Genomic DNA, 18,314 nt, shown 5'->3' with positions numbered 1-18,314 from the left:
GTCAAAACTCGGACTAATCTGAAACTTCAATTAGTCAAAATTCGGACTATCGAATGGTGGGAGAGATGGATTGCGCGGTTACGTCGGTCGATTTTGACCGGATGCTCAACGGGCTCGACCGTATTTACTCAGAGTTCGCGCGTGCCTGCGGCCTTTCGGATTGCGCCCATTGGATGCTCGTCGATATCAGCACGGCGGACGAAGACGTTGCCGTGAGCCAACTCACGAGCGAATGGTTCTATAGCAAGCAGACCATTAACTCGGCAATTAAAACCCTGACGGCGCGAGGGCTCGCGACGCTGGAATTTGCCGAAGGCAGCCGCAAGAATAAGGTCGTTTGTTTGACCGATGAGGGCCGGCGGTTCGCCGAGCACTATGCGTTGCCGGCGGTTAAAGCCGAGCAGCGTGCCTTTGGCGCGCTCGAGCCCTGGGAACAGTGTGAGATTATGCGCCTGGTCGGCAAGTTTTCCCACGTGCTCAACGAGGAGTGCGAGGCGTTTAAACAGCAGATGGCCGCCGAGAGCCAAGCGGAAAACCAAGAAGAGGGGGAGACGTGCGACTCTTGATGAGGTTTATGAAGCCGTATCGCGGGCTGATTGCGGTGACACTGTTTGTGTTGCTGATAGATAACGTCGGCACGCTGCTGGTGCCTACGATGTTGGCGAATATGGTCAATACCGGCATCACGACGGGTGATGTCGACTACATCCTGCGCAACGGCCTGTACATGCTTATCGCGACCGGCATGGCCAGCGGTGGCGCGGTGCTGGGCTGTTATCTTTCGGCTCGCCTGGCGGCCAACGTGGCCTGTGACATCCGCAACGCCGTCTACGACAAGTCACTCGAGCTGTCTGCCAGCGACTTTGAGCGCTTTGGCACCGGCTCGATGATCACGCGCTCGCTCAACGACATCAACGTGATCCAGCAGGCGATTCTGCAGACAATTCAGCTGGTGTTGCCGGTGCCATTCTTGGCCGTGGCAGGCATCATTTTTGCTTGGTTCATCGATCCCGCCATGGGCACGCTGCTGGGCGTGGTGGTTGCGATCGTGCTGGTGGCGGCGGTCTTTACGGTGGCTAACGCCGCGCCGATTTTTATGCGCCTGCAGAGCTTTATCGACCGCATGAACGTGGTGCTGCGCGAGAACATCGTGGGCGTGCGCGTCATCCGCGCATTTAACAAGGAGCGCCACGAGGAGCAGCGCCTGGACGAGGTGTTTAGCGATTACGCGGCCAACGCCATCAAGGTCAACCACCTGTTTGTGGGCCTCGACAGCTCCAGCTTCTTTTTGATGAACATCGCCGAGGTGGCGGTGCTGTGGGTGGGCGGCAACCGCGTGGGCGTCCACGCCATGCAAATCGGCAGCATTTCGGCCGTGTTGGAATACGCGATCCTGATTCTTTTCTTTGTGATGATGGCGCAGATGGTGATTCTGACGCTTCCGCGCGCCGCGGCGTGCCTCAACCGTGCGCAGCGGGTGCTCGAAATCGAGCCGAGCATCGTGGACGGCAAGGCTACGCTGGGCGACGGGGCGCCTGAGTCCGCAGACGGAGCCGACGCGGTCGCCGTGTTCGATCATATGTCGTTTCGTTTTGACGACGCCGACGAGGACACGCTGTGCAATCTGAGCTTTACCTGTCGCCGCGGTCAGACGACCGCGATCGTCGGCTCGACGGGCTCGGGCAAATCGACGGTGGCCAAGCTCCTGCTGCGCTTCCACGATGCCACCAAGGGCGCCATTCGCCTGGACGGCGTTGATCTGCACGACCTTTCGCAAGACGAGATTCGCGGGCGCATTGCCTATGTGCCGCAAAAGGCATGGCTGTTCTCGGGCACCGTGGCAAGCAATCTGCGCTTTGGCAACGAAGACGCGACTGAGGCCGACATGCTTCATGCGCTCCGGGTTGCCCAGAGCACCTTTGTGCTCGATCAGCCGCAGGGGCTCGATACCCCGGTGGCGCAGGGCGGCACGAACTTTTCGGGCGGCCAGCGCCAGCGTCTGGCCATCGCCCGTGCGCTCATGAAGCATGCCGATCTATATATCTTCGATGACAGTTTCTCGGCCCTGGACTTTAAGACCGATGCGGCACTGCGCCATGCGCTGCAGGACGAGACGCGCGATGCCGCGGTGCTCATCATCGCGCAGCGTATCTCGACCATTCTGCATGCCGACCAGATCGTGGTGCTCAGGGATGGCGAGGTCGTGGGCCTAGGCACGCACGACGAGCTCATGGAAACCTGCGAGGTGTACCGTGCTATCGCGGAATCGCAGATGAAGGGAGGTGAGTAGCATGACCGAGGAGCTCAAGAAGCAGGACATCGCCGATGGCGCCGCGGATGCAGAGACAGTTGAGGAGACGGGCGCCACGCCCGACCTGGACGAAGCCGCCAAGGCGGCGGAGCGCGAGGCTCGTCGCCAGGCACTCTATGAGGAAAATGAGCGCGCCGAGGACGAGCGCGCCCGCGCCGAGGCGGAGCGCATGCGCGACGTTGACGACGAGGATGAGGACGAGACACCCCGCGACACCTGGGCGACGGTGCGCCGCCTGTGGAGCGAGGCTGCCGGCGACCATTGGCGCTTCTATATCGTGTTCGCGAGCATTGTGTTCTATGCCATCTTTAACACCGCTGCGCCGGCATATAGCGCCCGCGTGATCGATGAGCTGTGGAGCCACATTCAGGTGGCGTTTGCCAACGACACCACCTTCAACATCACCTGGGAGAACTGCGGCAGGACCATCTTCATCTACTTTATGATTTGGACCGCCGCTGCCTCGTTTTACGCGCTCCAGAGCTTTTTGATGTCGAGCGTGGCCGAACGCCTCAACCTGCGCCTACGCAACCGCATCGCACAAAAGCTCAACCGTCTGCCGCTTGCCTTCTTTGACGCGCATCGTCCCGGCGAGGTCGTCAGCCGTGCGACCAACGACCTGGACAAGATGTCCGAGAGCATGCAGCGTGGCTTGCTGCAGCTTCTGGTGTCGATCGGTACCGTGGTGGGCGCCGTGAGCGTGATGTTCGTGTTTAGCGTGCCGCTCACGCTCGTCTTTTTGTTCTTTACGGCGTTGTCGCTGCTGGTGACCAAGGTGGTCTCGCGCCGCACGCATGACGTAACCGGTGAGCGCCAGGAGTGGGTGTCAAGGATTACGAGCGCGGTTGAGGAAGGCTACTCGGGCCGTCTGGTGATTCGCGCGTTTAACCGCGAGCGCCAAAGTTCTGCCGAGGTACACCAGGCCTCGGGCGAGCTGGCACGCGTGAGTGCCAAGGCCGACTTCATGATTAACGCCGTCGGCCCCGCGGTGCGCTTTATCGGCCGCCTGGCACAGATCGTGATTGCGATTGTGGGCTGCAGTATGCTGGTTGCCGGCCACATGACCGTCGGCGTGTTCCAGGCGTTCTTCCAGTTTATCTACGAGGCATCTGAGCCCATGACGCAGCTGTCATTTACCTTCAACTCGCTGCAGAGCGCGCTGGCGAGTGCGGAGCGCGTGTTCGACCTGCTCGACGAGCCCGAGATGGAGGCGGATCCGCAGCCGGGCGAGGCCGCCAGGCTGCCGGGTCGCGTTGAGGGCCGTGTCGCTTTTGAGCATGTACGCTTTGGCTACGCGCCCGACAAGCCGCTCATGCGCGACGTGTCGTTTACCGCCGAGCCGGGCCAGAAGATCGCCGTGGTGGGAACCACGGGCGCGGGCAAAACCACGCTCATCAACCTGCTCATGCGCTTCTACGAGATTGACGGCGGGCGCATTACGCTCGACGGCGTGGACACGAGCCGCATGGATCGTGGCGAGCTGCGCCAGCAGTTTGGCATGGTGTTGCAGGATGCCTGGCTGTTCGACGGAACGATTGCCGAGAATATCGCCTATGGCTGTCCCGAGGCGACGCGCGAGGAGATTGTCGCGGCCGCACGTGCCGCTCAGGTCGACTTCTTTGTGCGCACTATGCCGCAGGGTTACGACACGCGTGTGGCTAACGATGCCGAGAGCATCAGCCAGGGCCAACGTCAGCTGCTGACCATCGCGCGTGTGCTGCTCAACAACCCGGCGATCCTCATCCTGGACGAGGCGACGTCGAGTGTGGACACGCGCACCGAGCTCGCCATCGGCCGTGCTATGGACGCGCTCATGCGCGGGCGCACGAGCTTTGTGATCGCGCACCGTCTGTCGACGATCGTCGATGCCGACCTCATCCTGGTCATGGACCACGGCAATATCATCGAGCAGGGTACGCACAAGGAGCTGCTGGCTGCCGAGGGCGCTTACGCCGACCTCTACCTAAGCCAGTTCGCATAAGGTGACAAAGGGGCAGTCCCGCATGCCACATCGAAAAGAAGGCGCGCCGGGGGCGGATTCCCCAGCGCGCCTTTTGTGTTGGCGTTCATGCTGTGGCGGCTGCCCGCGGCCTTAGCGCTCGTCCACGAGCTTGGCGACGAGGGCTTTGAGCTCGGCCACCTCTTGCTCGAGTTCCTTGACGCGACGGGCGTTTTCGGTGATGCCCTGACGGTTGAGGGCGCTCTGCTCGGCGGCATCGTCGGGCATGTACTCGCGATGCTGCTTGGCGTCGAAGCTCTCCTCGAACACGCGGCAGCCGTTGCGCTTGATGATGCGCCCAGGCACACCCACGACGGTGCAGTTGTCGGGCACGTCCTTGACGACGACCGAGTTGCCGCCGATCTTGACGTTGTTGCCGATGCGAATGTTGCCGAGCACCTTGGCGCCCGTGCCCACGGTGACGTTGTTGCCCAGGGTGGGGTGGCGCTTGCCGGTCTCGTTGCCGGTGCCGCCGAGCGTAACGCCCTGGTAGAGCACGCAGTTGTCGCCCACGACGGTGGTTTCGCCGATGACGACGCCCATGGCGTGGTCGATAAAGAAATGCTTGCCGATTTGTGCGGCGGGATGAATCTCGACGCCGGTGATGTGGCGGGTGATTTGCGAGAGCACACGGGCGAGCGAGCGATGACCGTGCTCCCAGAGCCAGTGCTCGGGCACGTGGTTCCACTTGGCGTGCAGGCCAGGATAGGAAAGGAAGATGACCAGACCGCTTTGTGCGGCGGGGTCCTGCGCCTGGACGGTCTTGATGTCCTCGCGAATGGTATTGATAAAGCTCACCGGCCGCCCTCCCTTAGCGCCATGGCAATGCGATTCAATAAAGTATAGCGATTCGCTAGGGATTAGGAAGAACAATCTTGGCGGCTTTGCGCGACAGGTGTCAGTTATGCAAACTTGCTGGTAATGAAGTAAGACTTTTGAGGGGTTTGGCCCGTGCTCGCGCCGCAACCGTATACTGGTCAACTTGGACGTATCCGCGCCCACAACTGAGAGGTTTTACTTCATGGGTTTCATCAATTTCATTGCCGAGCTGCTTAAGGATCCGCGCGCTGCGATCGCCAGCTGGATCGCCGCCGGCCCGCTTATGGCCTACGGCTGCGTGTTCCTGATCATCTTCATTGAGACAGGCGTGGTGTTCTTCCCGTTCCTTCCCGGCGACTCGCTGCTGTTTGCCTCGGGCTTCTTTGCCCACAACGGCGGCTTTAACATCGTGGCGCTTCTGGCCACCGCATGGGCCGCAGCCATCCTGGGCGATCAGTGCAACTTTATGATCGGCCACTTCTTTGGCCGCAAGATCATCGCCTCGGGCAAGGTAAAGGCCATGACGCCCGAGCGCATCAAAAAGTCCGAGGATTTCCTGGATAAGTGGGGCCATCTGGCCATCTTCCTCGGCCGCTTCTTCCCGTTCATCCGCACCTTTGTGCCTTTTATCGCCGGCATGGGCGGCATGCATTGGCGCAACTTCGTTGTCTTTAACGTGCTGGGCGGCATTACCTGGTCGACGGTCTTTACGCTGCTGGGCTACTTCTTTGGCGGCATTCCCTTTGTGCAGGAGCACTTTGAGCTGCTGATTATCGGCATTGTCGCCGTGTCGATCATCCCGACCGTGGTCGGCTTGGTTAAGGCTAAGCTGGGCAAAAAGAACGCATAGCTCGAGCCGGCGCACAAATCGTGTCGTTGAGGCCCGTCACCGTTTACGGTGGCGGGCCTCTTTAGTTTCGGTCAAATGAAAATACTTTAGTTAGTTAAAGAAAAACGTTTTATCCGACGCGCGTGCGGAGTACAATCTCGTGCATGCGAATCGACGTGCCATTGGCTTTGATGCCGTTCGCGTGTCCCGTCCGGCTCTACGCTCCGGGCGTGCGACGTTGCGACGCGGTCGGCCTCGGTCCTTGCGTGCGAGTTCGCGAGTATGCAACTGTGTATGTAAGGAGCGACATATGACTGTCGAGAAGAAGGATATCGATTGGGGTAGCCTCGGCTTTGGCTACATGAAGACCGATTACAGCTACGAGGCTCATTGGAAGGACGGCGAGTGGGACGAGGGCGGCCTGACCACCGACCACACCTTGCATGTCTCCGAGTGCGGCGGCATCTTCCATTATTGCCAGGAGGTCTTTGAGGGCCTGAAGGCCTACACCGCCGAGGACGGCAGCATCGTCTGCTTCCGTCCCGACATGAACGCCGAGCGCATGTATAACTCTGCCCAGCGCCTCGAGATGCCCCCGTTCCCCAAGGATAAGTTTGTTGAGGCCGTCAAGCAGGTCGTTTCTGCCAACGCCGCTTGGGTTCCGCCCTTCGGTTCTGGTGCGACCCTGTACGTGCGTCCGTTTATGATCGGCTCCGGTGACGTGATCGGCGTGGCTCCCGCTCCTGAGTACACGTTCCGCATTCTCGTGACCCCGGTCGGTCCGTACTTTAAGGGCGGCCTCAAGCCCGTCAAGCTGCGCGTTTCCGAGTACGACCGCGCCGCACCGCACGGCACCGGCAATATCAAGGCCGGCCTGAACTACGCCATGTCCCTCAAGCCCACGATGGAGGCCCATCGCGAGGGTTATGCCGAGAACCTGTATCTCGACTCCGAGTCCCGCACCTATGTCGAGGAGACCGGTGGCGCGAACGTTCTGTTCGTGAAGGAGAACGGCACCCTCGTCGTTCCTCAGTCGCACACCGACTCCATCCTGCCCTCCATCACCCGTCGCTCGCTCGTTCAGGTTGCCGAGGATTTGGGCATGACCGTCGACCAGCGTCCCGTCGAGTGGGCCGAGGTCAAGGCCGGCACCTTTGTGGAATGCGGCCTGTGCGGCACCGCTGCCGTCATCTCCCCGGTGGGCGAGATCGACAACAAGGTCTACGGTGCCGATGAGACCGTGACCTTCCCGGCTGGCTGCACCGAGATCGGCCCCGTGATGAAGAAGCTTCGCGAGACCCTGACTGGTATTCAGTCCGGTGCTGTCGAGGATAAGCACAACTGGGTTTACACCGTCGCATAAGCTGCCTTGTATGTCCGGCCCGAGGGCAACCTACCTTTCCGGCGCGTCCTCGGACATGAAAGAACCTCCGCTGCGCACTTCGTGCGGCGGAGGTTCTTTCGTCCTGCGGAGTGCGCCGGAAAGGTAGGTTGCCCTCGGGACTGCGTTACCTCGGTACTGCCGTTACGGGCAATATAGATCTGAATTAAAGATGGTACGCGGCCTTTTGGCCGCGCTTTTGTTTTGCTTCGAGCCATGTGGGGGGTGGTGGCGACGTGCATTTTTGCGAGTATTCTGCAATCGAAGGCCCTTGCATACCGACCTCGGGCGAAAAATCGGGATTTATCGATGTTTTCTACGAATGATGGGCGGGGCTATGGGCTGATAGCGTTTGATTTGCAGGAATATTCGCGGTCTTTGGCATTTATCGTGGCGCTCGAAGCTGTCGGGCATGCTGAATACTCACAAAAATGCACGGCGCCTTGAGGGGGACCTTCGCGACAAAGGAAACCGCCCCGTCGAAGTATGCATTCGACGGGGCGGTTTATGCAAAAACGGTTGTGGATGCGTCAACGGCTCACTAGAACTTGACGGTTGGTGCCTGGCGGGCGGCCTCGGCGGCCTCGAAGCCCTGGCGCTCCTTAAACTGGAAGATGCCGGCAAAGATAACAGCCGGGAACGTCTGGATGGCGTTGTTGTAGCTGAGCACGCAATCGTTGTAGCTCTGGCGCGCGTAGCTCACCTTGTTCTCGGTGTCCTCGAGCGTGGACTGGAGCTGCGTAAAGTTGGTATTTGCCTTAAGGTCGGGGTAGGCCTCGGCGACGGCAAAGAGCTGGCGCAGCGCACCGGTCAGCACGTTGTCCGCTTCCATCTTGGCCTCGGGGGTGGTGGCGCTCACGGCGGCGTTGCGCGCGTTGACTACGGCGGCGAGCGTGTCCTGCTCGTGCTTGGCGTAGCCCTTGACGGTCTCGACCAGGTTAGGGATCAGGTCGTTGCGGCGCTGCAGCTGCGTGTCGATGTTCTGCCAGGCATTATCGATGCGATTGCGCTTGGTGACCATGTTGTTGTAGATGCCGGCGATGGCGCTGGCGATCACAACGACAACAACGATACCGATGATGACGGGAAGCATGATGTCTCCGTTTCGAATGGCAGCGGCGTTTTGCGCCGGCTGCCGTTGGTGTAACGCTACTAGTATACCCGCAACCTTTGGCGATACCGAACTTTCCGGTAAGCGTTATGTTTCCGCCAAGGAGGGGCCGCCAATATGGAACGGGTGGTACAGGTGTAAGATATGCGACAAATTAAGGAATGCTGTCTACACCTTGAGGATGGCGATATGGATGGACCTTCGCATCAAGAAAACCTATCGTGCCCTGTTCGATGCTTTTACCGAGCTCTTGGAAGAGCATCGGTTTGAGGATTTGACGGTTGCCATGCTTTGCGACCGGGCCCTGATTCGCCGCACGACGTTCTATAAGCATTTTCGCGATAAAAACGATTACTTTGCCTTCTATATCGATGAGCTTATGACGGGCTTGCCGCAAAACCGGACCGATGCAGCGGACGCGGAGCCGCTTGATGACGTACGGGCGCTTCGCCATGAGGTCTTTGACGATGCCATGAATATGATTCTGGCGCATGAGCAGCTCATGGATAACCTTTTGGCCAGCAGCATGTCGGGCATGCTGACCGGCATGATTTGCGACCGCATTGCGCGTTCCATCCGCGAGCGTGTGATGAGCTCGCTTGCCGAAGATGCCCTGGCGCCCGTTTCGCTCGAGACGACATCGGAGTTTATCGCCGGTGGCATTATTCGACTGTTCACAAATTGGTGGGAGTCGGGTCACGATCTTGAGCGTCGACCCGAGATAGCCGACGTGGTCGATGCGCTGTTTGAGCGCACCATGACGCCGGTGAATCACTAAGGTGGCGGAGAGAGGGGGATTCGAACCCCCGGAACGCTCTCGCGCTCAACGGTTTTCAAGACCGCCGCATTCAACCGCTCTGCCATCTCTCCGTGAGTCGTAATGATAGCATCGTTTTGAATTTGCAACAGGGAAGGCGAACGATGACGATCACCGAAATCGACGAGAAGTTCATGCGCGAGGCGCTGGCGGAGGCGCGCGCCGCCGCTGCGGTGGGCGAGGTACCGATTGGTGCCGTGGTAGTGCGCGCGGGCGAGATTGTCGCGAGGGCGCATAATCGCCGCGAGCTCGACCAGGATCCTTCGGCGCATGCCGAATTTTTGGCCCTGTGTGCCGCCGCTCAGACGCTTGGACGCTGGCGCCTTTCCGATTGCACGGTCTACGTGACGCTCGAGCCCTGCTGTATGTGCGCGGGGCTTATGGTTAACGCGCGCGTGGGGCGTTGCGCGTATGGCGCGACCGATGCCAAGGCGGGCGCGCTGGGTTCGCTGTACGACCTCAATGCCGATTCGCGCCTGAACCATCGGTTTAATGTGACCGCCGGCGTGCTGGCAGGCGAGTGCCGTGAAGTGCTGAGCAGCTATTTTGCTGGCCTGCGCGGTGTCGACGGCGTCGGTTGCGGTTTGAACCTTGAGGCGCATGCGTCTCACGCCGAGGCGCTCGCGGGTGTTGGAGATCTCACCGACGAGACGGTCGACTTTGGCCCCGTGCAGCGGCGGCCCCGCCGTGTGCTGCTGGCGATCGACTCCTTCAAGGGCAGCGTGTCGAGTGCGCAGGCGGAGGAGGCCGTTGCCGAAGGCGTGCGCCGTGTGTGGCCCGATGCCGAGCTGGGCGCTTTGCCGCTGGCAGATGGTGGCGAGGGAACGCTCGACGCCATCGCCGCACGCGGTGGCGAGCTTTCAACCTGCGAGGTTGCAGGTCCCTTGGGCGACCGCGTGTCTGCCCGGATGCTGGTGGACGGCGAGCACGAGTCCGCGGTCATCGAGATGGCCGAGGCGGCGGGTATTGGGTATTCACCTTGCACGGAGTCGGCGGCGTTGGCGGCCACAACCTATGGCGTGGGCGAACTGATGCTTCGTGCGCTTCGCGCGGGTGCAAAGACTATCTATATTGGTCTGGGCGGCAGTGCCACCAACGACGGTGGCGCCGGCATGCTGCAGGCGCTGGGCGCCCACCTTGTCGATGAGTGTGGCTGCAATATCGCCCCCGGTCTCGCGGGCCTTGAACACGTGACGAGTATCGATTTGGCACCGGCGCTTCGGGCGCTGAATGGCGCGCGTATCATCGTGCTTTCCGATGTCGAGAATCCGCTCGTGGGGCGTCGAGGCGCACTGGCGGTGTTTGGCGGGCAGAAGGGTCTGCCGACGGGTGATGCCGAGGTGCTGAGCAGGTACGACAGCTGGATGGTCGGCTACGGCCGCCTGCTCGATGCAGCGATTACCGGGGCGCGGGCTCAGGGGTTGTTGCGCGTGCCCGAGGGTGCACGGACATTTGGCTCGGTGCTCGGCGTGCCCGGTGCCGGTGCTGCTGGCGGCCTGGGTGCCGCGCTGCTGGCGCTCGGGGCGGAGTTGCGTTCGGGCGTTGAGACGGTGCTCGATCTCGTGGGGTTTGATGAGCGCGTGCGTGATGTCGACCTGGTCATTACAGGCGAGGGCAATATGGACGAGCAATCCGCCGCCGGTAAGGCACCGGTGGGCGTGGCGCGTCGCGCCAAGCGATATGGCAAGTCGGTAGCCGCTGTCGTGGGCGGTCGTGCTGACAACCTGGATGCGGTGTATGGGCAGGGCATCGACCTGGTTTTGCCAGTCTGTCGCAGACCCATGGGCCTTGAGCTGGCGCTCGATTCCCAGGAAGCCATAACTAACCTCATCTGCGCCGGTGAATCCGCCGCCCGATCCTACGACCTCGGCCGACTCTAGTAAAATGATCGTTCGGTTTAGCTTGGATAGCCAAAAAGTAGTCAAAAAAGCCCTGTCCCAAACTAGCTATCTTGCCGTGGCGAGCGAGAGCGGGTAAGATATACCGAGCGCCTAGCGCGTTCGATGGGTTCGGATGACGACATGTTCCGAATCTGGTCAGGTCCGGAAGGAAGCAGCCATAAGGAGCCTCTGTCGGGCATCCGAATCCATCGAGTGCGCAGGCGCTTTTTGGTGCCGCGGCTACCCGCGAGTGCCGGCAGGGCGCTTGGTGTCTCGCTGGTCCTCGGCTTCGCCTGCGGGATCGCGCGACTACCAAGCGCCCTGCCGACACTCGCGGGTAGCCGACCAAAACCGCCTGAAGGGTCACATTTATCTGATAATTGAATCCCTGGCGTTATGCCGCTCGCTGGCGTTGCCAAAACATCGGCTGCTACATGCCTTGGGCGATAGCGAACGTCGCCCTTACATCTGTAACGAGTTGCTTACGCATCTCCAGGGCTCTCCGTACTATCATGAATCAGATTGAAGAGAGATGATGATAGGGAGCGCCTATACATGATTGAGTTGCTCAGGCGTTTTGGTGGTAAGTTTCGCCGATATATGGTGATCGGCCCTGCGTGCAAGTTGATCGAAGTGATCTTTGACCTGCTGACGCCGCTGGTGATTGCCCAGATGATCGATAAGGGCATTGGCTCGCACGACGTGGACGCCGTCGTCCACTACGGCATGGTGCTTGCCGCCATGGCCGTGATCGGCATCTCGTTTACGCTCGTCTGCCAAAAGATGGCGGCGCTCACCTCGCAGGGCATGGGCACCGACATTCGCGGCGCACTCTACCAGCACATCAACAAACTGAGCTATGCCGAACTCGACCGCTTTGGCACGCCGTCGCTTATCACCCGCATCACCAACGACGTCAACCAGGTGCAGCTTGCCGTGGCGCTGGGCGTGCGCATGCTCATCCGCTGGCCCTTCTTGGCCGTGGGTTCCATGGTTGCGGCCCTTGCCATCGACCTTAAGCTGGGCGTGATTTTCTTGATTTGCACGCCCGCTATCGGCCTGGTGTTTTGGTTTGTCATGGCGCGCTGCATCCCGTACTACAAGCAGCTGCAGGCAAAGCTCGACCGCATCGCGCTTATCTGCCGCGAAGGCCTTTCAGGCGCTCGCGTGGTTCGCGCCTTCGTGCGCGAGGACCACGAGCGCGAGCGCTTTGCCCAAGCTGCCGATGACCAGGCCAATACTGCCATCGCGGTGGGTAAGCTCTCGTCGATCCTTAATCCCGTCACGTTTCTTGTGATGAACCTGGGCGTGTGCGCCATCCTGTGGGTGGGTGGCATCCAGGTCAACGTGGGTGAGCTCACGCAGGGTCAGGTCATGGCGTTTGTGAACTACATGACGCAGACCCTGACCTCCATCGTGTACGTCGCCAACCTGGTTGTGGTCTTTACCAAGGCGAGCGCCAGTGCGTCGCGTATCAACGAGGTGCTCAATTGCGTGCCGAGCATCACCGACGAGGGCAACCAGCCGGTCGCGCTGCCCAAGCCGGGCAATGCCGCCCCAGTTCCCGCGCTGAGCTTTGACCATGCGAGCTTCTCCTTTGGCGCGGGCGCGGCAAATGCCGTCAACGATGTGACCCTGGAACTCCCACTGGGCAAGACGCTCGGCATTATCGGCGGCACGGGCAGCGGCAAGTCCACACTCGTCTCGCTTATCTCGCGCCTGTACGATGCGAGCACCGGCAGCGTGAGCGTGATGGGCTCCGACGTGCGTGCCTGGCCGCTCGATCAGCTGCGCCATGTGGTCGCGACCGTCCCGCAACGCGCGTCGCTGGTGAGCGGCACGATCCGCAGCAACCTGACCTGGCGTGACGAGGCGGCGACCGACGAGGAGCTCTGGGCGGCACTCGACATGGCGCAGGCGAGCGAGTTCGTGCGCAACAAGCCCCAAGGCCTGGATGCCCCGGTCGAGGCGGGCGGCAAGAACTTTAGCGGTGGCCAGCGCCAGCGCTTGACTATCGCACGTGCCTTGGTGGGTTCGCCTCAGATATTGATCATGGACGACTCCGCCTCGGCGCTCGACTTTAAGACCGACGCGGCGCTTCGCCATGCCATTCGCGAGCGCAGCGTGCGCGGTGCCGCCGAGGGCGGGCTGCCGCTGACGACCGTCATCGTGAGCCAGCGCGTCTCGACCGTTCGCGACGCCGACATGATCTGCGTGCTCGATCACGGCTCGGTCGCGGGCCTGGGTACGCATGATGAGCTGTATGCGACTTGTCAGCTTTACCGCGAGATCTGCCAGTCGCAGCTTCGTCGTGAGGAGCTCGAGGGTCAGCAGGGGAGTGCGGTGCCCGCGCCCGCCCCAAATGCCGTGTCCGTCCCGACCGCCTCCGCATCCACTTGCGCAAAGGAGGGCTGCTAAATGAATCCGTATACTTCTTCCGGTTCGGTCGCCACGATGACGGCTAACGTGTCCGGCAACGATAGCCTTAACGACCTGGGCGACGGCCCGCGCCAGCCCGGCGACCCCGAGCGCTATCCCGTGGGCGCGGTAACTCGCCGCCTGCTGGGCTACGTCCGCCCGCATCGCATTTCGTTCACGGCGTCGTTTGTGAGCGCTGCCATCTCGGTGATCTTGCAGCTCTACACACCTATCCTTATCGGCGAGGGCATCGACCTGATCGTTGCCACGGGCCAGGTGGACTTCGATGCGCTGCTGCCGCTCGTTACCAAGCTCGCGATTGTCGTCGTAGGTGCTGCGGCCTTCCAGTGGCTGCAGGGCTACTGCGTCAACCGTCTGTCCTACGAGACGGTGCGCGACATGCGCGTGGAGGCGAGCGACAAGCTCAGCCGCATGCCACTCAGCTTTATCGACGGCCATGCCCACGGCGACCTTATGAGCCGCGTGGTCAACGACGTCGATCAGGTGGGTGACGGCCTGCTGCAGGGCTTTACGCAGCTCTTTACCGGCGTCATCACCATCGTGGGCACGCTTGCGTTTATGCTCTCCATCAACCTGGCCATGACGCTCGTGGTGGTGCTCGTCACGCCGCTTTCCATTTTTGCAGCCGGCGCCATCGCCAAGCTTTCCAATAAAAGCTTTACGGCCCAGCAGCGTATTCAGGGTCAACTGGGCGGTCATATCGAGGAGTATGTGGGCGAGCAAAAGCTGGTGGATGCGTTTGCCTACGGCCCGAACGCCCAAGCGCGCTTCGACGCCCTCAACGCCGAGCTCTATACGGCAGGTGAACGCGCGCAGTTTATGGGTTCGCTTTCTAACCCAGGCACGCGCTTTATCAACAACATCATCTACGCCGTGGTTGCCTTGATCGGCTGCGTCGGCGTGATCACGGGTGTGCCCGCGGCGCTTACGGTGGGCGGCGTGCAGATCTTCCTGTCCTACGCCAACCAGTACACTAAGCCGTTCAACGAGGTCACCAACGTCATCACGCAGATCCAGACGGCGTATGCCTCGGCGCGCCGAATGTTTGCACTGCTCGACGCACGCGAGCAAGAGCCCGATGCGGCGGATGCCGTTGAACTTGCCGCCCCGCAGGGTGAGGTGACCTTTGAGCACGTGGACTTTAGCTATGTGCCCGATCGCAAGCTGCTGCAGGATATCTGCATCGAGGCCAAGCCCGGCATGCGGTTTGCCCTGGTCGGGCCCACGGGCTGCGGCAAGACGACGCTCATCAACCTGCTGCTGCGTTTTTACGATATCGATGCCGGCCGCATCGCGGTCGATGGCAAGGCTTCGCGCGACTACACGCGCGCGAGCCTGCGCCGTGCCTTTGGCATGGTGTTGCAGGATACGTGGCTGTTCGAGGGCACGGTGGCGGAAAACATCGCTTACGGTTGCCCAGATGCCACGCGCGAGCAGGTCATCGAAGCCGCCAAGCGCGCGCACGCGCACAAGTTTATCGTGCAGCTGCCAGGCGGCTACGATACGGTCATCGGCGAGGACGGCGGCACGTTTAGTCAGGGCCAAAAGCAGCTGCTGTGCATCGCGCGCGTTATGCTCACCGACCCGGCGATTCTGCTGCTGGACGAGGCGACCTCGAGCATCGATACCCGCACCGAGCTGCAGGTTCAGGAGGCATTCGACGAGCTTATGGCCGGTCGCACGAGCTTTGTCGTGGCGCACCGCCTGTCGACGATTCGCAACGCCGACTGCATTCTGGTCATGCGCGACGGCCAGATTATCGAGCGCGGCACGCACGACGAGCTGCTAGCGGCAGGCGGCTTCTACGCCGAACTCTACCGCAGCCAATTCGCCCAGTGAGCAAGCCCGTGGGGCAAATTAATCAATCGACAGACGGTGGTTTACATCTGTCACGTTAGTACTAAGATATTCATCTAATAAATTGCATTAGTGGCTTTAGTTTTGGGGGAAACGAGGCAACGTGACTATGACGTGCTCAATGGTGGTTAACAGCAAGAGCGGTAATACCAGGATGGTATCGGGCGCGATCAAGCGCGCTCTGCAGGCTGCGGGTGTTGAGTTTGTCCATGCCGCGGCGTTGAGCGACGATGCGGATGCAGATCAGGTTGCGCTCGAGGCGCAGGGCGCCTGCGCGGCCGACACGGTGCTCGTCGGTTTTTGGTGCGACAAGGGCGCGTGCACGCCTTCGGTCGCGGCGTTGCTTTCCGCCTTGCACGGCAAGCGCGTGTTCCTGTTTGGCACCTGCGGCTTTGGGGCCGACCAGAGCTATTACCAGCAGATTATCGACCGCGTAACTTCCAATCTGGCCGTGGATGCCGAGCTTGCGGGCTGGGCGATGTGTCAGGGTAAGATGGGCCCCGCGGTTAAGCAGCGCTACGAGGCCATGCTCGAGCAAGATCCCGAAAACGCCCGATTTAAGATGCTGCTCGACAACTGGGTTGCCGCGAAGGACCATCCCACCAAGGAAGATATGGATAACATGGCTGCAGTCGCAAAAAAGGCCGTGCTGGGCGAGTAGGCGTGTCGCCTCGCGCTCGAGATAACACAAACGTGAAAGCCTCGAAATTCTCGAGGCTTTTTTCGTGACACGAGGGCGCCCCTTTATTGATGGAAGGCCTAATAAGCTGATTGTTCTATGCCCGGATGTGTGCGGAGTGGGATGGGATTTCCGGATGGGTGGGGTTGCGGAAGCTGCGTCCCGGAATTTGCCTTTGGAATGGGATGCGGTTTCCCGTTGAGGGGCTCTGTGGAAACCGCATCCCAGTTTTCGGCCGAGAAATGGGATGCCGTTTCCGGTTGAGGGCCTTGGCGGAAAGTGCGACCCGGAATTTGTGATCGGAGTGGGATGTGGTTTCCCAACGGGGGCACAAGCGGAAGCCGTATCCCACTCCGGACGGGAATTCTGGGACACGGTTTTCAGAGGGTTATGGGCTGCGAACTAGATGGGGCTGTCATAAAACTCCAGTAAAAGGGGTCGGAAATAAAGGGCACTTCCAGCAATTTGTTTTAATGTGGGGGGGGTACCATTATTTTAGTTCCGCAAAAAGTCGATCCCTCTATGGGGAAGTTGCGTAGGGGGTTAGTCACAGATATTGGATAAAGCAGACCAATTTGGGGATAAATGACCACTTACGCCAAAATTAGTAGCATTTAGCGACAAAACATTGAAAAATGTGTAGCACATCGCTATGTTTTTATTACGAAAAGATTCCAAATTGGCTTATTTCGGACTCACTTTTCAAGCGCCTTGCGGTTCCTGTTGAAACTTGCTGACCTTTGGATGGGTCGAATAGGTCCTCAAGGGGGATGAATTATCACTTTGACGGCGCGTAGACTCAAACGATTTATTGCACTTTTGAGTAGCTTGGCGTTCGCGCTTGTCATAGCCCTTGCCGTTGTTTCTTTTGTTCCTCGCGCATTTGGTTACATGCCCTTTGCCGTGCTCTCGGGCTCTATGGAACCCGAGCTTCCCGTTGGCTCCATGGTGTTTGTCCGCCAGGTTGAGCCAACGGATATTGCCGTGGGCGACAATGCAACCTTTTACCGATCGGATGGCGCCGTGGTGACGCACCAGGTGTATCAGATCGACCCTGTGGCGCAGATGATCGGCACGCAGGGAATTGCGAACAAAAATGCAGACGGAAGCATCATGCACGATGCCGAGCAGACGCCTTTTTCGAGTGTTATCGGCACTGTTTCTTTTTGTGTCCCTTACCTGGGCTTCGTCAACGCATATTGCACGACGATGCCCGGTTTGCTTGTTGTGGTGGCCGTTCTGGCGCTGCTGATCGCGGCGTCGATAGTGCTCGATCGGATGGTTCCCGACGAGCCTGCGGGCAAGCATACCCGCGTGCATGCGAGGGAGCGGCGTTCATAGCGGCAGGGAAAAGCGTCGGCGGCGGTAGGGGCCGTTGCCGGGGAAAACGATTCTCGAAAGGAAGAGAACGATGGAAAACAAGAAGAAAAAGCGCTACGGCATCATTGCCGCCCTGCTGCTGTTGGTGCTGGCCGCCGGCGTTGGCACCTATGCATGGCTGACGGCTACGCAGAGCCTGGAGAACGTGTTTACGGTCGGCAGCTTTGGCCCTACGGACAAAAAACCTGATCCGACTGATCCCGAGAAGCCCGGCGACCAAACGAATGACGGCAAAGCCTACCTGTTCGAGACCAAGTGGGTTGAAAACTCCAAGATCGTTCCTGGCACCACCACCGACAAGAACCCCAACGTTGGCATCAAGAAGGGTTCCGACGACGCCTACGTGTTCATCTATGTGAAGAACGCCATGGTCAAGGAAGGCACCGCTCACGCGAACACCCCGTACTTCGCACTCAACAACAACTGGAAGCCGGTTGACGGTCAAGTGACCACCTCTGCCGACGGAAAGTATCTGAGCGGTCTGTTCATGTACGCTAAAGGTTCTACGAACGGCCCTGCTGTCCTGAGCGCTAAGGATGCTGCCGCGGATGTCTACACCGGCGAGCTGTTTAGCAAGGTCGTGTTCCCCAGCACCCTGGATGGCTCCATGGTTGCTGAGAACCCCAAGATGACGGTCTCTGCTTACATCTTCGGCGCCGATCAGAAGGGCGAGGAGACCACTCCGGCCGCCAACGCCGTTGCTCAGGCTAAGACTTGGGCAGCATCCAAGAAGTAACCCCCTCCACCGAGATCCCGGCCCGCCCCCACCCCTATATTCGGGCTGGGATCTCAGTCCCCCTTTTTATCGACGA

14 protein-coding genes, 1 tRNA gene and 1 other RNA gene are annotated in these 18,314 nt (G+C 60.2%); 13 read left to right on the top strand and 3 right to left on the bottom strand.

Annotated features, from left to right (window positions below):
• Nucleotides 1–65: 65 nt before the first annotated feature.
• Genes ACGHEN_RS10465 through ACGHEN_RS10455 form a run of 3 tightly spaced genes read left to right on the top strand, consistent with a single transcriptional unit; the run spans nt 66 to nt 4,292 of the window.
• Entirely contained in the window at nt 66–566 is a 501-nt protein-coding gene (locus ACGHEN_RS10465) for a MarR family winged helix-turn-helix transcriptional regulator (RefSeq protein WP_390399276.1), read from the top strand.
• Nucleotides 566–2,290 (top strand): ABC transporter ATP-binding protein, encoded by a 1,725-nt coding sequence (locus tag ACGHEN_RS10460; protein WP_390399274.1) that lies wholly within the window; start codon nt 566–568, stop codon nt 2,288–2,290. The genes ACGHEN_RS10465 and ACGHEN_RS10460 overlap by 1 nt, the downstream gene beginning before the upstream one ends.
• Nucleotide 2,291: 1 nt before the next feature.
• Nucleotides 2,292–4,292, top strand: a complete 2,001-nt coding sequence (locus ACGHEN_RS10455; RefSeq protein ID WP_390399272.1) for an ABC transporter ATP-binding protein — start codon at nt 2,292–2,294, stop codon at nt 4,290–4,292.
• A 111-nt stretch (nt 4,293–4,403) separates the two neighbouring features.
• Here ACGHEN_RS10455 and cysE read toward each other — a convergent pair whose 3' ends face one another.
• Nucleotides 4,404–5,108 carry a serine O-acetyltransferase gene (cysE, locus tag ACGHEN_RS10450; RefSeq protein ID WP_250787200.1) on the bottom strand — a complete coding sequence of 235 codons (705 nt, stop codon included), beginning with the start codon at nt 5,106–5,108 and terminating at the stop codon, nt 4,404–4,406.
• A gap of 223 nt (nt 5,109–5,331) precedes the next feature.
• Here cysE and ACGHEN_RS10445 point away from each other — a divergent pair, with 223 nt between their 5' ends.
• Both ACGHEN_RS10445 and ACGHEN_RS10440 read left to right on the top strand, forming a co-directional pair.
• The gene (locus ACGHEN_RS10445; protein WP_250787199.1) at nt 5,332–5,979 is read left to right on the top strand and encodes a DedA family protein; all 648 of its coding nucleotides are present in this window, start codon (nt 5,332–5,334) and stop codon (nt 5,977–5,979) included.
• 289 nt (nt 5,980–6,268) lie between these two features.
• A complete protein-coding gene (locus ACGHEN_RS10440; RefSeq protein WP_250787198.1) occupies nt 6,269–7,321 on the top strand; it encodes a branched-chain amino acid aminotransferase in 1,053 nt (350 codons plus the stop codon).
• A 559-nt stretch (nt 7,322–7,880) separates the two neighbouring features.
• Here the strand turns inward: ACGHEN_RS10440 and ACGHEN_RS10435 are convergent.
• The gene (locus ACGHEN_RS10435; RefSeq protein WP_006235641.1) at nt 7,881–8,432 is read right to left on the bottom strand and encodes a LemA family protein; all 552 of its coding nucleotides are present in this window, start codon (nt 8,430–8,432) and stop codon (nt 7,881–7,883) included.
• A gap of 211 nt (nt 8,433–8,643) precedes the next feature.
• Here ACGHEN_RS10435 and ACGHEN_RS10430 point away from each other — a divergent pair, with 211 nt between their 5' ends.
• Nucleotides 8,644–9,228: a TetR/AcrR family transcriptional regulator gene (locus ACGHEN_RS10430; protein ID WP_050766158.1), complete on the top strand. Its 585-nt coding sequence runs from the start codon at nt 8,644–8,646 to the stop codon at nt 9,226–9,228.
• Nucleotides 9,229–9,230: 2 nt separating this feature from the next.
• Here ACGHEN_RS10430 and ACGHEN_RS10425 read toward each other — a convergent pair.
• Nucleotides 9,231–9,320 (bottom strand) — tRNA-Ser (locus tag ACGHEN_RS10425).
• A gap of 51 nt (nt 9,321–9,371) precedes the next feature.
• Between ACGHEN_RS10425 and tadA the strand changes: the two genes are divergently transcribed.
• The 7 genes from tadA (at nt 9,372) to ACGHEN_RS10390 (ending at nt 18,238) form a co-directional block, all read left to right on the top strand.
• Entirely contained in the window at nt 9,372–11,147 is a 1,776-nt protein-coding gene (gene tadA, locus ACGHEN_RS10420) for a tRNA adenosine(34) deaminase TadA (RefSeq protein ID WP_390399268.1), read from the top strand.
• 120 nt (nt 11,148–11,267) lie between these two features.
• Nucleotides 11,268–11,363, top strand: an RNA gene (gene ffs, locus ACGHEN_RS10415) — signal recognition particle sRNA small type.
• Nucleotides 11,364–11,702: 339 nt separating this feature from the next.
• Nucleotides 11,703–13,565 (top strand): ABC transporter ATP-binding protein, encoded by a 1,863-nt coding sequence (locus tag ACGHEN_RS10410; protein WP_390399265.1) that lies wholly within the window; start codon nt 11,703–11,705, stop codon nt 13,563–13,565.
• Nucleotides 13,566–15,425 (top strand): ABC transporter ATP-binding protein, encoded by a 1,860-nt coding sequence (locus ACGHEN_RS10405; RefSeq protein ID WP_390399264.1) that lies wholly within the window; start codon nt 13,566–13,568, stop codon nt 15,423–15,425.
• A gap of 127 nt (nt 15,426–15,552) precedes the next feature.
• Nucleotides 15,553–16,104 (top strand): flavodoxin family protein BilS, encoded by a 552-nt coding sequence (gene bilS, locus ACGHEN_RS10400; protein WP_390399418.1) that lies wholly within the window; start codon nt 15,553–15,555, stop codon nt 16,102–16,104.
• A gap of 801 nt (nt 16,105–16,905) precedes the next feature.
• Nucleotides 16,906–17,463 (top strand): signal peptidase I, encoded by a 558-nt coding sequence (locus ACGHEN_RS10395; RefSeq protein ID WP_390399262.1) that lies wholly within the window; start codon nt 16,906–16,908, stop codon nt 17,461–17,463.
• A 70-nt stretch (nt 17,464–17,533) separates the two neighbouring features.
• Entirely contained in the window at nt 17,534–18,238 is a 705-nt protein-coding gene (locus ACGHEN_RS10390; protein ID WP_390399260.1) for a SipW-dependent-type signal peptide-containing protein, read from the top strand.
• Nucleotides 18,239–18,314 lie beyond the last annotated feature (76 nt).

The sequence above is a fragment of the Collinsella sp. i06-0019-1H4 genome, from assembly GCF_042849575.1.
In the GTDB taxonomy this organism is placed as follows: Bacteria; Actinomycetota; Coriobacteriia; order Coriobacteriales; family Coriobacteriaceae; genus Collinsella.
This window is presented reverse-complemented; position numbering and strand designations above follow the sequence as displayed.

What these genes read in the sequence shown, in the direction of transcription:
- ACGHEN_RS10465 (WP_390399276.1), top strand. Translation starts at nt 66, where the DNA reads ATGGATTGCGCGGTTACGTCGGTCGATTTTGACCGGATGCTCAACGGG.
- ACGHEN_RS10460 (WP_390399274.1), top strand. Translation starts at nt 566, where the DNA reads ATGAGGTTTATGAAGCCGTATCGCGGGCTGATTGCGGTGACACTGTTT.
- ACGHEN_RS10455 (WP_390399272.1), top strand. Translation starts at nt 2,292, where the DNA reads ATGACCGAGGAGCTCAAGAAGCAGGACATCGCCGATGGCGCCGCGGAT.
- ACGHEN_RS10445 (WP_250787199.1), top strand. Translation starts at nt 5,332, where the DNA reads ATGGGTTTCATCAATTTCATTGCCGAGCTGCTTAAGGATCCGCGCGCT.
- ACGHEN_RS10440 (WP_250787198.1), top strand. Translation starts at nt 6,269, where the DNA reads ATGACTGTCGAGAAGAAGGATATCGATTGGGGTAGCCTCGGCTTTGGC.
- ACGHEN_RS10435 (WP_006235641.1), bottom strand. Translation starts at nt 8,432, where the DNA reads ATGCTTCCCGTCATCATCGGTATCGTTGTTGTCGTTGTGATCGCCAGC.
- ACGHEN_RS10430 (WP_050766158.1), top strand. Translation starts at nt 8,644, where the DNA reads ATGGACCTTCGCATCAAGAAAACCTATCGTGCCCTGTTCGATGCTTTT.
- tadA (WP_390399268.1), top strand. Translation starts at nt 9,372, where the DNA reads ATGACGATCACCGAAATCGACGAGAAGTTCATGCGCGAGGCGCTGGCG.
- ACGHEN_RS10410 (WP_390399265.1), top strand. Translation starts at nt 11,703, where the DNA reads ATGATTGAGTTGCTCAGGCGTTTTGGTGGTAAGTTTCGCCGATATATG.
- ACGHEN_RS10405 (WP_390399264.1), top strand. Translation starts at nt 13,566, where the DNA reads ATGAATCCGTATACTTCTTCCGGTTCGGTCGCCACGATGACGGCTAAC.
- bilS (WP_390399418.1), top strand. Translation starts at nt 15,553, where the DNA reads ATGACGTGCTCAATGGTGGTTAACAGCAAGAGCGGTAATACCAGGATG.
- ACGHEN_RS10390 (WP_390399260.1), top strand. Translation starts at nt 17,534, where the DNA reads ATGGAAAACAAGAAGAAAAAGCGCTACGGCATCATTGCCGCCCTGCTG.